The organism is Neobacillus sp. MER 74, assembly GCF_023714155.1.
This window is the reverse complement of sequence record NZ_JAMAUV010000018.1, coordinates 1-16,371: the sequence shown is the minus strand read 5'-3', so window position 1 is coordinate 16,371 and position 16,371 is coordinate 1. Positions and strand designations below refer to the sequence as shown.

General features: G+C 39.6%; 13 protein-coding genes and 1 rRNA gene. 9 read left to right on the top strand and 5 right to left on the bottom strand.

The annotated features are described in order from the left end of the window. Window positions 1–8: 8 nt before the first annotated feature. Window positions 9–4,829 carry an AAA domain-containing protein gene (locus tag M3610_RS21440; RefSeq protein WP_251462383.1) on the bottom strand — a complete coding sequence of 1,607 codons (4,821 nt, stop codon included), beginning with the start codon at window positions 4,827–4,829 and terminating at the stop codon, window positions 9–11. 447 nt (window positions 4,830–5,276) lie between these two features. On the opposite strand from M3610_RS21440, the gene M3610_RS21435 reads away from it, so the two are divergent. The 8 genes from M3610_RS21435 to menC all read left to right on the top strand — a co-directional run bounded on the left by M3610_RS21435 (window position 5,277) and on the right by menC (window position 12,364). Then, entirely contained in the window at window positions 5,277–5,582 is a 306-nt protein-coding gene (locus tag M3610_RS21435; RefSeq protein ID WP_251462380.1) for a hemerythrin domain-containing protein, read from the top strand. A gap of 530 nt (window positions 5,583–6,112) precedes the next feature. Continuing rightward, a complete protein-coding gene (locus M3610_RS21430; protein WP_251462378.1) occupies window positions 6,113–6,964 on the top strand; it encodes a MurR/RpiR family transcriptional regulator in 852 nt (283 codons plus the stop codon). Window positions 6,965–6,990: 26 nt separating this feature from the next. After that, window positions 6,991–8,142 carry an amidohydrolase gene (locus tag M3610_RS21425; protein ID WP_251462376.1) on the top strand — a complete coding sequence of 384 codons (1,152 nt, stop codon included), beginning with the start codon at window positions 6,991–6,993 and terminating at the stop codon, window positions 8,140–8,142. Between the two features lie 9 nt (window positions 8,143–8,151). Further along, a complete protein-coding gene (locus M3610_RS21420) occupies window positions 8,152–8,943 on the top strand; it encodes a transporter substrate-binding domain-containing protein (RefSeq protein ID WP_251462373.1) in 792 nt (263 codons plus the stop codon). A 12-nt stretch (window positions 8,944–8,955) separates the two neighbouring features. Further along, window positions 8,956–9,612: an amino acid ABC transporter permease gene (locus tag M3610_RS21415; protein WP_251462369.1), complete on the top strand. Its 657-nt coding sequence runs from the start codon at window positions 8,956–8,958 to the stop codon at window positions 9,610–9,612. Window positions 9,613–9,629: 17 nt separating this feature from the next. Beyond that, window positions 9,630–10,385, top strand: coding sequence for an amino acid ABC transporter ATP-binding protein (locus tag M3610_RS21410; protein ID WP_311315847.1), 756 nt, complete (start codon window positions 9,630–9,632; stop codon window positions 10,383–10,385). Window positions 10,386–10,412: 27 nt separating this feature from the next. Further along, on the top strand, window positions 10,413–11,249 hold the full coding sequence (locus M3610_RS21405; protein ID WP_251462366.1) for a GNAT family N-acetyltransferase: 837 nt from the start codon (window positions 10,413–10,415) through the stop codon (window positions 11,247–11,249). Between the two features lie 5 nt (window positions 11,250–11,254). Then, window positions 11,255–12,364 carry an o-succinylbenzoate synthase gene (gene menC / locus M3610_RS21400; RefSeq protein WP_251462363.1) on the top strand — a complete coding sequence of 370 codons (1,110 nt, stop codon included), beginning with the start codon at window positions 11,255–11,257 and terminating at the stop codon, window positions 12,362–12,364. Between the two features lie 82 nt (window positions 12,365–12,446). Here the strand turns inward: menC and guaC are convergent, their stop codons facing one another. The 4 genes from guaC to M3610_RS21380 all read right to left on the bottom strand — a co-directional run bounded on the left by guaC (window position 12,447) and on the right by M3610_RS21380 (window position 15,653). Beyond that, window positions 12,447–13,430: a GMP reductase gene (gene guaC, locus M3610_RS21395; RefSeq protein WP_251462360.1), complete on the bottom strand. Its 984-nt coding sequence runs from the start codon at window positions 13,428–13,430 to the stop codon at window positions 12,447–12,449. A 186-nt stretch (window positions 13,431–13,616) separates the two neighbouring features. Next, window positions 13,617–14,708, bottom strand: coding sequence for a DUF1648 domain-containing protein (locus tag M3610_RS21390; RefSeq protein ID WP_251462358.1), 1,092 nt, complete (start codon window positions 14,706–14,708; stop codon window positions 13,617–13,619). Window positions 14,709–14,725: 17 nt separating this feature from the next. Then, complete coding sequence (locus tag M3610_RS21385; RefSeq protein WP_251462356.1) at window positions 14,726–15,118, bottom strand: GntR family transcriptional regulator; 393 nt, start codon at window positions 15,116–15,118, stop codon at window positions 14,726–14,728. 295 nt (window positions 15,119–15,413) lie between these two features. After that, entirely contained in the window at window positions 15,414–15,653 is a 240-nt protein-coding gene (locus tag M3610_RS21380; RefSeq protein WP_251462353.1) for a spore germination protein, read from the bottom strand. Between the two features lie 588 nt (window positions 15,654–16,241). Here M3610_RS21380 and M3610_RS21375 point away from each other — a divergent pair. Then, window positions 16,242–16,371, top strand: a 16S ribosomal RNA gene (locus M3610_RS21375); the annotation flags it as partial.

Sequence of the window (16,371 nt, the reverse complement as noted above, 5' to 3'; positions counted from 1 at the left end):
CCTTTGTATTATCCTTGGTAATTTGTATACCAACCCGGCCTGCGGTTTGTATAAATACTTCCGTTTGGTGCATAGGAGAAGTGAATATTTTGTTCTTTAAGCTTTGTGATAAGCTCGTTTAGTTCCATATCACCTACGAGCCAAAAGGCGCCATAATGATCTCGTTGGTCTATAACTTCATATCCCAGGTTCTCTAAATATGCCTTTAAACCTGCTTCAGCGATGGTTAGGTGTTTCTGGTTAACCACTTCTTTTGTATCAGTTATTAGGGTTTCTACTTTAGTATGAACGGTAGATTGAATCAAATGGTCCTCTCCGGTAGCTTGAGTTATAGGTTGGTTTATTTCCTTTGATTTTTGGCCCAACTCAGCTTTATCTCCAGGAACATCCTGAACCTCATTTTTTCTTGTAAGCGAAATCGTCATTGTTTTTGGAGGTCTGTTTAAATCAATTTTTCCAGACGGTTCAATCTGATATTGCTTAAGAGTGTCCCATAGAGAATCGAGTGCTTTTTCAGGATTGTAATAATATTCACTTCCCCGAACTCTCCAAAATCTCCATCCACATCTTTCTAATATTCTCTGGCGATTCATATCATAGTCATATCGTTCAGGACCGTGCCAATAATCACCATCACATTCCACGGCAATTCGACCTTTAACTCCTTCAACGACTAAATCTATTCGATAACCAGCTACTTCAAATTGAGGGATTACACGATATCCCTTTGCTGTAATTTGATCATAAACAACGCGCTCAAAGTCACTTTCACATTTTTCTCGATTGGTAGTGTGAATTTCTCTCTCAGGATTCTCGCAATAGGAGATTAACTGATAGCGCATATCATCTTTATTTCTTAGGTCATTAACGGTCGGGGTATGGAAGAGCCATAACTGGTCTTTAGCCCGGCTAACAGCTACATTGAAACGACGTTTGTCTTTCTCGGTAGTGAGAGCTTTCATCGCTGTTTCACCAGGAGCAGCAACCATACTTAAAAACATAATATCCCTTTCGTCCCCTTGAAATGCATAAGCGTCTCCACAAATGAGGTTTCGTTTTTCCATTTCTTCAGGTCCAATTTCTTGTAGAAGTTTTTTTTCGATGAGCTGGGCCTGACCTTCATTTTGTAGACTAATCACACCCATCGATTTTCCCTTATAAAGAGGGTTCTCAATACAATCTTTAATTTCAGCTACGACTGCCTCTGCTTCTGGTCTGTTAACTACCTTTTGACTAGAGCCCTCTCGGTGTCCATTAGGGATGTGCCTAGTCTTAATTGGCTCCAATCGATTTGGCGGGTATTCCCTTAAAGGAATTAATGGTGTATGGGTATAACTAATTCGGTTAGAAAATTGTATAATCTCTGGCATGCAGCGGAAATGTTCACGAAGTGTAATTCGTCCGCCAAATAACACATTCGCCAAATCGAAAAATGAGTTTTCAATATCTAATAAATCGGCAAGCTTAAAGTCATATAAATATTGTTTTCGTAAAAATTGAATTTCTTCACGCTTGATTCCGACATATTCAGGACTGATTTGTTTATCATCCCCAACAACAATTAGTTTTTTGGCTATATATTGAAGAATGACAGCTTCAGGTCCTGATTGGCTTGCCTCATCAATAATTACTACATCAAAAAGGTTAGGTTTGATTTCGAATGTCTCAAAGATGCGATACAATGGCATAATCCAAGCCGGAATCGCGTCACGACAATACGACATATGATACTGGGCATCACGTAAATGAATGGGGGCGTTTTTCCCGGTTCCTTTACCAACTTTTCTCATGGAAGTTGTCCAGGCAAGCAAATGTTGCCGCTGCCCTTCTGTTAAAGTAGATAAAGTGGAATACCAGGCTTTAAATGCACCAAGTTCAGCCGTTATTTGCTTCATGAATCGATTATTTTCTTCCAGTTCCTTTTTCAGCGTGCTTTCACTCGTCTGTGAAAAATCGTGAAACCATTTGTCTACTTTGGCCCACTGCACCGCTTCCTCAAAGTGTTTAAACTTTTTTAGATATTCCTGAAAATCAAATTTGTGCGTAAGTTGAGAGTATAGCTTTGGCATTACTTTTTTTAGCTTGTGCATGTATATTTCACAACGTTCCAATTTTCGACTGTATTCATCTAGATTAGAGATGACAACACCAGCTGAAACATAACCAGCAATGTCTCTGGATTTAATAGCTTGAATCAGTGCTGGTGTAATGGGATGTTGCGAATTCAAATCAATTGAACTCTCGATATTATGGATTAACTTCATAAAAGAATGTTCTATTCCAGTTAATTCTTCCTTTATTTCAAGGAAATCCAGTTGGCTAAGAAGTAAAGTTACTTGATCAGTACTTAAATTATGTACTGAAACGATTCCTTTTTCATTTGTCTCTGTTATTTTTTCAATTAAATCCTGCATTGTAAAAAGAAGAGTGAATGGTTCTAGAATGTTTTGTAACTGTGCAATTTTCATGGTTCGAGACGTAGATACCTTGTCAATGGATTGGATATGAAGCTGCTCAGCAATCATTTGTTCAGCCTTTTTAATCGTTACATCCACTTTTACTGTTTCTTCTAAAAGTGTGATGGATTCTAATTGATCACATTTACGACCATCAATTCGCACATCTTTGATGATATACCAAGCATCCTTGACCACCTTTGGACGCATTAATGGGACGCCAAACCCGTTGCCACTTACTAAATGTTGTTTTAACAAGGTGACATCCGAATTCAATTGGATTAATGGAACATTTCCTTGCCCGCTAATTTCAACAAGATTATGGATTTGTGCAAGGTCCTTGATAGAATCAACATACATCATGACTTGCTTATAAAATTCTTCCCAAGGAGGGAATTTCCCACCAAGCAGATCAAGTTTTGCTTTGTTCACCCATTCTTCATTAAGTTCATCAATGGATACGAAGGATTGACGAAGATTCAGTAACAGCTTCTTTAGATTCGACCTTTGTCCCGCAGAGATATCCAAGAACAAATCTAAACCCTCCTGAATAGGTGGGTCGAACAGCTGTATTTGATTTTGTAAATCCATTTCTTTTTGTACTAGATTTTTAAATTCACTGACTTCAAGTAATAGGTCAGAAGCAGGTATAGATAATTGAATTTGTTCTTGGATATCCTTGTCTAGCTCGTTCAATAAAGCTACGAGTTCCAATGCTTCAGAATTGGTTAAGGGAAGGGGAGTGGTCATCTCCATTCGGTCCATTAACCAATGATATTTGGACTTTTCGCTGTTTAGCTTATTTGCAATGGTTTGAGCGGTCCCTTTATAACGTCCATCGAGAAAATTGTGTTCATAGGTTTCTTGTTCACGAATGGACCTTAGTTTTTGCTTGTAAAGGGCATCTTTTTCTTTTCTTATTTTTAGATCAGTGGAGAGATCATTGATTTTTTTTGATGTGATATCAGGGTTCCAGGAATCTCTTCTATTTGAAATGACTTGGACCACACTTTCTAAATCTTTAAAGGACTTTGAATCAGCACCAAGTAAACTGACACACAAAGCTTGTAATTCAACAGGAATTTTATCCTTTAAAACCTTTAAAGCACGGGGTGTTTGACTTGTGATTAAAACCCGCTTCCCAGTAGCTAATAAATGGGAAGTCAAGTTGGCAATGGTATGACTCTTACCAGTTCCTGGTGGTCCTTGAACAAGCACACCATTCCGTGTTTCTAAGTTTGTGACGATCCTTTGTTGTTCATCGTTTGCTTCTAAAGGAAAATAGATTTCAGAATCACTTAAGTCTGCTGTTTGAGATGAAGAACGAGATTCTCCATCCTGGTAATCATCTATTTCGTTGAAGATTCGCGCAATTCCAAGTGGAATATCCATTGTCCCGTTGCTAGTATTTTCTATGATCGTGCTGCAAGCCTGTTGGAACCCTTTTTCATTTCTCTTTCGTAAAATGAGGGCTGGACTAAAAGAAACAGCAGGGTCTTTTGAAGCATTGCGAACACTATGTAAAACATCTTCATCATAATAACCACTTGCAGACACCGATTGGACAAAAGAACGCAAAATGGTGTCTAATAATTCTTTGTTCCATAAATCTTCATGCAAAGTATTCATTTTTTCATTTATTGGTTCTAGCGCTTTATTATCTAGTCTATCTTCCAGTTCCAGCATATCCTGCTCGATTTCAGGTTTAATTCCTTCGGCAGGAGGTATAACACGAATCACTCCATTATTGGAGTCAAATTGGAAGGTACAAGGCACTGTTACTAGATGGCGGTGAACTTTATTAGCGTTAGTTGTCTGCCAATTCAACAATCCAACCCCAATGACTAGCTCGAATTGCTCGCCTAGTTTTTTTTGCTTTTGGTATATGGTAAATAGTTTTTCGTAAACTTCTTGGATTCTTTCAACACGAATTGCTTCACTTTGCCATGGCTGCCATTTGTCCTTTATGTAAAGGTCAAAGTTACTTGTAATTTCAGGGTAATCTTTAAGGTGAAGATACTGTGGCTCTTCTGATTCCGCGTTCTCAGAATCAGGATTTGGTATCATTTCTCTTAGTTTCGGTTCGTTTTTTGGATTGTCAATTTTAATAGTGGTTTCAATCCAAGCTGATATTGATGCCGGTGGACAAGGAAAAATAGGTGTGGTTGGTTTTTTAACTTCCACCCATTTGTCTTTCACTCCAGTATGATTGATGGGGGATAAACACTCCGGTTCATCAGGAATATCCCCAATCCACAAGGTATTTTCATATTGCTGTAAATCGAGTATTAATGGTGCCTTTAATAATGAAAGCTCTTTTAAATAATGAAAGAGCCTTACTGTCCGTTCTTTATTTAACGAAGAAGAGTCCAAAGAAATTCATCCCTCCACTAAAATATCAATAAAATTACAATTTATTTTATGTTACGACATTAAATTATATCACTTAGGATTAGGTTTAGAAATGGCCAAAGTCACCTCTACTGTACATGGTTAGATGATTCTTCTATCTTTGACAACCGAAAGAGATGATTCTAAAAGCGATGAATATTTCCTGTGCTAATAACAAGGGGAGGTTGAGCTTTGTGGTGATCCAACCTGAATAACTGGAAAGTACGTTGCATAAAGAATAAATGCGAAGAATGGTGGAGTTAAACCGTGTAGGTAAGAATGTTGATTTGATTTGATCACCTTGCCCACCTTCCAGACCTCGATTTGTATGATTCTCATCACACAATGATCGATACTTTTGTCGTATTCTTTATAGGTAGAGTAGCCATCATGGTTGATTGGTGTTGGCAAGAAGAGGGGGGTTTTCCGATGGAGGCTTCAAACATTCTATTGAGTGCTCCACTGCAAAAATTATTGGACGAGCATATGTTGCTCCGAGCAGATATGGATCTTATCTATGAGATCACAGAAGATATAGAATATGATTCGGGACCTGCTGTGGTTCAACTGTTTGAGGAATTGTACAATCGTGTTTCAGCTTTCAATTTTAAGTTGAAGACACATTCCAAACGTGAGGAAGAAGGGTTATTCCCAATGATTGCCCGCCATCTAGGAGAGAATGATAGAACAATCGAAGAGATGGAATCTAACATGAGAAGGCAGATCAGCATTTAGAGGATTTTCTTACTGAAACTAAACAGGCAGGGTTGACCATTGATGTTAACGCTGCGGAATGGATTACCGTATACGCTGTCCAAGCACTTGCTACCTTAACACAACACTTCGCGAAGGAAGAGAAAGTGCTGTTTCCGTTGGCTGAAAACATACTGTCGGTTAACGAGAAGCAGGATCTTGAACGGCTGTTTCAGGTATGAAAGAATATCGGCCCAAGAACTTTCCATAAAATATAAAACACTCACAAATGCGTTTAATCAACGTTTGTGGGTGTTTTTTAATTACATTGCAAACTACTTTGATCATAAAACGAACGTGATTGGATGGAGCGGAATAACCTGTCTTTCTACTAAATCATGGTTTCCAGTTGTTCAAACACAATTGATACAAATTCATTTTTCCGAAAAAAGTAGTTTTTAATAAAAAAATCTTTCTAAATATTCAAGAAATGAAGTATAATAAAAAACAATAAAGAAGTTCCTGCAACATTTTTTAAAAATGAAGTATTGACTGCACAGTATGGAGGGCTTATGAAAAGTTTTGAAACGATTATTAAAGAAAAGTATGATACCTTATCACCTGGGCAAAAAAAAGTTGCCAAATATTTGATAGAGAAACTGGATGAATCCGCTTTTAGCACAGCGATGATGATTGGACGAAAGGTAGAAGTTAGTGAAACCACCGTCATTCGTCTTTCCTACGCATTGGGATTTAATGGTTTCAGTGAAATGCAGAATTACATTCAACAGCAGATCGTAAACAAAAGTTTGCATCCATTTAGTTCAGATCCGCAAGTAGAAAGGAAAGAGGAAGAGCACACTTCTCTCTTTACAGAGATCCTGGAAAAGGAAATTCTTTCCCAGCGGCAAACCAATCATCAACTGAATGAAACAGAATTATGGAAGGTTGTTAATGAATTAATCAATGCCGATCGAATCTTCATTTTGGGAATGGGTGCTTCATATGCGCCGGCACACTGGTTTTCATTTCAGCTCCATTCTCTTCGGGATCAAGTAACACTCTGCCCATCAACTGGAGAAATCTACGAGCGGTTGGGGGATTTAAGTGAGCGTTCTGTTTTATTTATTATCTCGTTTCCGCGTTATTCGAAGGAGACCCTGCATATTGCAGAGTGTGCCAAAAAACAGGGGATTCCATTAATTTGCGTGACCGACCGTTTATTGTCTCCCATTGGTCGAATCGCTGACCTTACATTAACCACGGAGGAAGATTCAGAGTCGGCCGCCTATTCCATCACACCAGCCATCCTATTGTTGGATTTTATTATTGCCGGAATGAAGATGAAAGATTCTCATCAGATTCAAGCTCGGCAGCAGAAATTAGAGGAGCTTTACAGTAATTACCATGTATTTATTGAATGAAAACTTGTGAGGAGAGGAGAAATTTCATGAGCCAGCTTATTCATTATATAGATGAACAGGAGCAAACCATTTTAAAGACTTATGCTGACCTGCACCAATTGGCTGAACCCAGCTGGCAGGAACAAAAGACGTCCCATTATATTCAGGAAGAGTTAGCAAAAGCGGGGATATCCTTTAAGACCTTCCCTGGTCATTATGGGATTATTGCCGATATACCAGGTGAAGGCGACGAAATCGTTGCTTTACGTGCGGATTTGGATGCCTTATTACAAGAAGTGAAAGGAAAGGTCCAACCCAATCATTCCTGTGGGCACGATGCTCACAGCACGATGGTACTACATACTGCCTTGGCTTTTGCAGCTTGTAAACCAACTGGATTAAAGCCGGTTCGTTTCATATTCCAACCAGCAGAAGAAAAAGGCGAAGGTGCACTACAAATGATCCAAGATGGAGCATTGGAAGGTGTCCACTACTTATTTGGTGTCCATCTTCGACCCTGGATGGAAGTTCCGATGGGGAAAGCCGCTCCTGCCATTGTTCATAGTTCCTGTGCCACCATATCCGGTGTTATTAAGGGAAAACAAGCCCATGCATCGCGGCCCCAGGATGGTAACAATTCGATCGAAGCTGCATCTTACGTTATCCAAGCCTTGCAAAACATTCGACTAAGAAGCCATGATTCTTTTTCGATAAAAATGACGGGCTTACATGCTGGGGGAAATTCCTCCAATGTCATTCCTGAAACGGCAAATTTTATATTAGATTTACGGGCAGCAACAAATGAAGCCATGGAAGAGCTGCAGTCCAGAGCATTAGATTTGCTAGAGAAAGTAGGTGCTCTTACTGGGACAAGAATAAACGCCACCGTGGAAGAATTTGTTCCAGCCGCAAGATTAAATAAAGAAGCGATTAAGATGGCAAAGGAGGCTGCGGCCACAGTTATGGGAGACGAAAATGTGGTGGACAACTGTATTTCACAAGGGGGTGAAGATTTTCATTTCTATACCCATCAAAATCCGGAAATAAAGGCGACCATGATTGGACTTGGCTGTGACTTGCGCCCTGGTCTTCATCACCCGGAGATGGAATTTAATCAGGAAGCACTCCTCTATGGAACGAAAATATTATCAAGTCTAGTTTATAAGGCTGCTTCAAATAATCATAAAAATAAACGGTAATGGGGGATAATGATGAAAAAGTTTATGGTTGGTTTGGGTATAGCGTGTCTAGTCCTGATCATGGCTGCGTGCGGTGGGAGCAAGGATGCTAGCGGTTCAGCCCAAGGAGATACACTAAAGTCGATTAAAGATAAGGGAGAAATAAAGATTGCCCTTGAGGGAGCGTACCCTCCGTATAACTACATTAATAAAAGCAATGAGTTAGAAGGATTTGACGTGGATATTGCTCAAGAAGTGGCAAGAAGACTTGGTGTGAAAGCCGTTTTAGTATCAAACCCATGGGATAGTATGATCCCTGCATTAACGGGGAAAAAGTTTGATATTATCATTTCAGATATGGCGATTACCGAGGAAAGAAAGAAGAAAGTATCGTTTAGCGACCCTTATTTTACCACTGGTAATCAGTTGTTTGTTCCAAAAGATTCTTCGATAAAAGACCCAAAAGGCATGAAAGGGAAAAAGATTGGGGTAACGATCTCAACTACAGCAGCAGAAGAGGTAACCAAACTTGGGGCCGATGTGAAACTGTATAAGAATGATTTTCTTGCTTTTGAAGATTTAGTAAATGGCCGTCTTGATGGTGTTTCAACAGACCAAGGCGTCGGTGCCAAAATTATCCTCGATCAAAATTATAGTTTAGTAGCCATTGATGGACTATTAAATACTGAATTAGCGGGCATGACGATCCGTAAAGAAGATAATGATTTCCGTAAAGAAATCAATAAAGTGATCGCCGAAATGCAAAAAGACGGTAAATACGAAGAAATTAGTAAAAAATGGTTTGGAAAAGACATCCGATAAGGAGCGAAAGATATGTTAGATTTTTCTCTTGTAACTGAATACATTCCATTTTTACTCAAGGCATCGATCCTTACCCTTGAAATCTCGATTCTTTCCTTACTACTTGGGTTAGTGATGGGAATTATTATTGTAATCCTGAAGATTTCAAAGTTTAAGATTTTGTCATTGTTCGCCGACTTATATATTTGGGTCCTGAGAGGGACCCCGCTGTTGGTGCAATTATTTCTTGTCTACTTCGGCCTTCCGCAAATCGGGATTGAACTAGATCCCTTTACCGCATCAGTGCTGGCGTTAGGAATAAATGCCGGTGCTTATATTGCTGAAATTCTTAGAGGAGGGATCTTGTCCATCCCAAAAGGGCAGATGGAAGCAGCTCAGTCACTTGGACTGGGTTATCCCACCATTATGAGAAGAATTATTCTCCCGCAGGCACTAAGAGTAAGCATCCCTGCGATTGGAAATGAATCTATCACACTATTAAAAGATTCTTCGCTTGCGTCGCTTGTTACCGTATCAGAATTGATGATGACTTCACAAAGATTTGCGTCAACGAATTATGCATTTATTGAATTCTATATTACAGCTGCCGTTCTTTACTTAGTGATGACCACGATATTCTCGTTTTTCTTAAGAAAAGTAGAATTTAAGCTGTCGATCAGCGAACGATAGTGAAGGGAGGACCTAATGTGTCAAATCATGTGAAAGATCATCTTCATCCTATTATTGAAATTGAAAAAGTCCATAAAAGTTTCCATCAGCTGGAAGTCTTAAAAGGAATTAATTTACAGGTGTATCCTGGCGAGGTTATTGCTCTGATTGGGTCAAGCGGTTCGGGTAAAAGTACGCTCCTCCGCTGTCTGAACGGGCTTGAGATCCTGTCTTCTGGTCGAATTACGATTGATGGACTGGAATTAAACTATTCACCGCGAAGTATCCAACAAATTAGACGGGAAGTGGGAATGGTATTTCAACAATTTAACCTATTTCCGCACCTTACCGTCTTACAAAATATTATAGAAGCACCTATTCAGGCATTAAAGAAGTCTAAAGCAGAAGCCGTCGATCAGGCTTTAGTCCTCCTCGAAAGAGTCGGTCTTAAAGATAAAAAGGATGTATACCCAAGGAAGCTTTCCGGGGGTCAGCAGCAGCGGGTCGCGATTGCACGGGCAATGGCGATGAATCCGAAAATTATGCTCTTTGATGAACCGACTTCTGCGTTAGACCCAGAACTAGTTAGTGAGGTACTTAATGTTATGAAGGGGTTAGCTGAAGAAGGAATGACGATGCTGATCGTGACTCACGAGATGAAGTTTGCTAGAGAGGTAGCTGATCGAGTGATTTATATGTGTGACGGTGTCATCGAGGAACAAGGACCGCCACTTCAACTATTCAGCAATCCAAATAGTGATCGTTTAAAAAGTTTTCTTAAAAGTGTCATCTAATCAAGTGCAGGAGGTGCGTTATTCAAGATGGATTTATTAGAACCGATTACGATACGTATGTTACATACGGCAGAGGAATTGACAGCCGTGAGAGATTTAGAAAGTCTTATTTGGGCGGATGAAGATCCGGTCCCAGTGAATCATAGCATTGCCGTTGTAAAAAATGGCGGGCTGGTGATTGGCGCCTTTTCTGGCGCACGATTAATTGGATTTCAATATAGCTTTCCTGGTTTTGATGGGACAACCATCTATCTTTGCTCACACAGTATGGGTATTCATCCAGATTTTCAAAAAATGGGCATCGGTGAAAAGTTAAAATTAAGGCAGCGAGAAGAAGCTCTTCATAAGGGCTACCGATTAATTGTGTGGACATATGATCCATTAGAAACGGTTAATGGATATCTTAATTTAAGCAAATTAGGTGGAGTTTGTACGCAGTATATTGAAAATTGTTACGGTGAAATGCCTGACGTTCTGAATGCAGGCTTACCATCTGATCGTTTTTTAGTGGAATGGGACATTGCTGGGGAAACGTCGAAGCCAAGGGAAGATTCTGCTAAAGGCGAAGAAGTGCCCCTTTTGATTCAAGTGGAAGTGGATGCTCAGGGCTTCCCGGTTCCAAAAGCTGTTTTACTTGATCACGAATGGAATGTGAATGTCCTGTATGTACCTGTTCCTAATCAATTTCAAACCATTAAGGCGAATGATTTAGAAACTGCATTGGATTGGCGACTGAAAACACGCGAGGTTTTTTCCTATTATTTAAGCAGAGGATGGACGGTTACGGCATTACGTAAGAGTAATCTTCCTTACCTTCATTACTATGTATTAACTAAGAAACTACCTAAACGAAATGAGGGATAGATAGAATGGAAATACAACGAATCGTATTACGACATATGAAAATGGATCTTTTACACCCTTTTACAACAGCGGTTGGAACGGAATATGATAAAGATTTTATTTTAGTGGAAGTCCTAACGAAGGATGGCATTTCGGGATGGGCCGAATCCGTTGCTGCGCTTGATGCCACATATAAGGAAGAGACCGTCAAAACCAATTGGCATATGATGGAGGATTTTTTGATTCCCCTTCTTCTGAAAGAGCCGATTTCTCATCCGGATAAGGTTTCCGAACGGTTCCATCATATTCGAGGAAATTACATGGCGAAGGCTGCTCTGGAAGGGGCGATCTGGGATGCCTATGCTAAACAGCAGGGAGTAAGTCTTGCTTCCGCTCTTGGAGGAAAGTTAGAAAAGATTGAAGTTGGTGTTAGTATTGGGATTCAGGATTCGGTCGAAGAACTATTGAGTTTGGTAGAAGGTAGTCTGCAAGAGGGATATAAACGCATCAAGGTGAAAATTCAACCAGGATGGGATGTAAATATTTTAACAGAGATCCGTAAACGGTACCCAGATATTCCATTGATGGCTGACGCAAACACCGCTTATACACTAGATGATCTTGATACTCTTAAGGCAATGGACCAATTCAACTTAACCATGATTGAGCAGCCATTAGGCTTTGATGATATCATCGACCACGCCCAGCTGCAGGCGCAAATTGAGACTCCGATTTGTCTGGATGAAAGTATCCATAGTGTTGAAGATGTAAGAAAGGCGATTCAACTCGGTAGTTGTAAAATAATAAACATAAAGATCGGCCGTGTCGGAGGCCTAACCGAGTCCAAAAAGATCCATGATTTATGCGAGGCAAATGGAATTCCTGTCTGGTGTGGAGGAATGTTAGAGTCTGGGGTCGGCAGGGCGCATAATATTGCGATCACAAGCTTGTCTAATTTTACACTTCCAGGTGATACAGCGGCCTCAGCCCATTACTGGAAGGAAGATATTATCGATCCTGAGGTAATCGTTGAAGATGGGATGATTACCATTCCCAAACTTCCGGGTATCGGATATGAACCAAATCGCGACAGGATTGAAAAGTACACCCTGTATAGCCGTACTTTCCGTTCATAGCTTTGGTTTAAAAAATGAAAAATAACAAAAATGCCAGTCCCCCTCATTTGGTAACCAAGCTAGGGGAACTGGCATTTACTTTTTAATACACTTTATCACCGTTAAAGATGGAGTTCTTAACAACAACATAGTCAACCGTCCGGATGTCTTTTAACTTGTTGCCTCCAGCATAGGAAATAGCGGACTGAAGATCCTGTTCCATTTCGATCAATGTATCGATTAAACGTCCCTTGTGTTCTACGTACATTTTTTTACCTTCAACATTTTTTCGTTCGCCTTTTTGGAATTCCGAAGCGGAACCGAAGTATTCTTTCACACACTTTCCGTCCTTTTCAATTGTTTCCCCAGGAGATTCTTCATGACCCGCAAATAAAGAACCAATCATGACCATGGATGCTCCAAATCGAACGGATTTCGCGATATCACCATGTGTACGAATGCCGCCGTCAGCGATTATTGGTTTGCTTGCCGCTTTAGCACACCATCTCAGTGCAGCTAACTGCCAGCCTCCTGTTCCAAAACCAGTCTTAATTTTCGTAATACACACTTTCCCAGGTCCAATTCCAACTTTCGTCGCATCTGCACCAGCATGCTCTAATTCTCTAACAGCTTCAGGAGTTCCGACATTTCCGGCAATGACAAAGCTAGTAGGTAAGTGTTTCTTAATATGCTTTATCATTTTAATCACGGCGTTGGAGTGGCCATGGGCGATATCAATGGTAATAAATTCAGGGGTTAGCTTTTCATCGGCCAGCTGGTTGATGAAATCGTATTCTCCCTCTTTTACACCGACACTAATGGAGGCGATCAGTCCACGTCCTTGCATGTCTTTGATGAAGGAAATCCGCTTTTCAGGCTGGAAACGGTGCATAATATAGAAGTAACCATTTTCCGCAAAGAAAATCGCAAGCTTTTCGTCTATAATCGTCTGCATATTTGCAGGTACAACTGGCAATTTAAATGTATATCCACCAAATGTGACACTCGTATCACACTCAGATCGACTGTTAACGATAGATTTAGCAGGAATCAGTTGAATATCTTCATAATCAAATACATTATCCATAAATTACACTCCCAAACACGAATATTCTAGTAAAATTAAATCCTATTGTTCGTACATATGTTAATTTACAGTATATTTGTTATTTTGTCAAAACAAATAAGAATTATGTGGAAAAAAATAAAGTGCCTAGCCCCCTCTACTTTATTGCTCTAAAGTAATGGGGGACAGGCACTAAATGGACCGTTCCTACAAAAAAGATATCACTAAGATGATCACCAACGGTACAAGGACAATAAAATAACCAATCGGGTTGCCAAAATTGAGTGTCCAGCCAACACCAAATCGTTTTTCAACAAAGATCGAAGGATCCTTTCGGTTGAAATAAAAGAGGCCGCCTTTCCAATGGGCATCTTCGTCAAAATCGGTTATTTCTAGTTCAGTTTCATCATTGCTAAGTTTATCTGATCGTCCTACTTTTACAGCAATGGCAATGGTTCCCGCTAATGCAATGACAAGGAAAAGGATGGGTGCTGCTGCCATGGTAATTCCAGCAAATAAATCAGGATGAATCGTTTTTAATTGAAAGAAACTAAACATAACCGTCAGTAAGAAACTAATGATAAACATAAACCAGCTTGAATTTTTCCGTAAAGTGAGCTGACGCATGCGCGAAGCGCTGGTATTAACGGCGCTTAATTTAATGCCGGATTTCTTCGTCCCAATATGAATGCCTAAAAACATGAACTGCATAATTAAAAATGTTAGCGGCATTAAGATTGCGGACATAGGCGTTTTTTCTGTAAAGGCATCAGCTTCACCGTTTATTCCCCAGTGAGTTGGAATCTGCTTCGGCAGCAGATCGTATTGGAGAATAGTGTATCCGATGACCCCGACTGTGATTACAATTGGCAGTAAATATACATACCATGGAAGCATTTCATCCTGGGAACGAACGGATAAATCAGTGATTTTTACTTGTTTTAGACCCTCACCCCAGTTGTTGTTCTTTTTTAATTGAAGCGTTTTTCCATGATAGAAAAAATAGAGGGTAAGACTGTAAAGGATGATGCCAAATTGGATGACCGTCCCAACCAGCACAGTTTGTTGTTCAGAAGGGTTATTCATTAGTGCCCAAAGAAGATAGCCGGCTAAAACCACAAATGAAAGAAGGGAAACCAATAGTGCATATCCCTTTTTATAAGAGGTAAGCGTTTCGTTCTTTAGGTATTTTTCTGGGACGGTGACCCCAAATATAACGGTCCGTTTGACTAAAAACGGAACGGCGGTTTGGATACCTACTAAAATAAATGCAATGATAAGAAAAATGGCCAAAGTCATATAAATGCGCCTCCTTATTACTTGAGATGTTTGTTGCTCTTCCTTAAATCCTCCATTATAGAAGTGACAAGTTCCTGAATTTGTTCATTGGACATTCCTATAACAATAGATTCTGCGATAAGTGGTTTAAATGCCTCTTTCAATTTATCGCTTGCGGATGCGTTGAAATCTTGTGGAGACGAGATCACTGCTCCAGATTTAGGAGCGATGCGGATAATTCCCTTATTCTCTAATTGGTGATAGCTTTTATTAACGGTATGCATGTTGACGCCAAGGTCAGCTGCAAATGCCCTCACAGACGGCAGGGAGTCACCTGGCTGTATGGATCCTCTAGCGATTCCTTCAATTATTTGATTGGTGATTTGTTGGTAAATGGGAATATCGGAATCAGGTTCAATTCGAATAATCATGTTCTTTCCCTCCAATCTGTTCTATATATATTATAACAAATCTGTTCTATTATATCTATAACAATGTACATTGTCGTCTGAAAAGGGGCTCTGTCTTCCTGTCACCATACGCTTAATATGGAGATATCCTGCATTTAGCTATATAAAAAATGCACAGGGCTCAATTATGCTCTGTGCTTCTTTAACATTCTTTCCTGTTAAACTATTAAAAAAAGTCCACCAGGCGAACAATAACAGTCACTGTTCGCAAAAGGAATTTGCAAAGGAGTGATTACAAAATCCCGGACAATAACCCTCATTGACTTTTGCTTGATGAAGATGGATTTTCATTTTGACCTTGATCACTTATATCAGAATCTTGAATCACCGTAATAATCAGGGAATGACTAGGTGAAAAATTGCCCATTGAAAAATTAGCACCAAATAATTTTAAGTTTGCAGTATGGCTATTGTGTAAGGTTCTTCCTATATTAATGCTTGCATTTTGTGCCAGACCGTTTACGTGCAGATTGAAAATATTAATTTGATTAGACATAAGAGCCTCCAATTAAATGTAGGTTTAGAGTGTTATATAAAGTATGTTAAAAAAGCATTAAAGAAATGGACAAACATGGAATTTAAAATATAAAGTGTTTATCTTATCTCTTCAAATCAATTCTGTTGGGCGTATATACAGGATCTATCTATGGAAAACAATTTTCACTAAAGTTATTAGAGTATGATACTTTTAAAAACTTCTTTTATATTTAAACTTTTTTGCGAAAAGAAGTTGACTTACCTGCAGGGTATTTGTTATATTATTATTCGTCGCTGAGGCGGTTAAGTCAATTTTAAAAAGAAGTTGACTTCTGCGAGTCGAAGTGTTAAGATTGATTTCGCTGTCGCTAATTAAAGTGATATATTGTTCTTTGAAAACTAAACAAACAAAATCGTGCAAACAAACAATATTAATCGTGTTTCTTCTATTAATATAGTAAGAACATGAGCCAACGTAACAAATGAGCTAATCAACTTTCTCGCTTATTAACGAGCAGTAATATCCTAACGGATAAACTGCCCGTAAATACCCGATCGATTCGACTAACCATCGCGGGGGAAAACACCCCACGATGGAAGTCTCATCTTATTGGAGAGTTTGATCCTGGCTCAGGACGAACGCTGGCGGCGTGCCTAATACATGCAAGTCGAGCGAGACTCTTCGGAGTCTAGCGGCGGACGGGTGAGTAACACGTGGGCAACCTGCCTGTAAGACT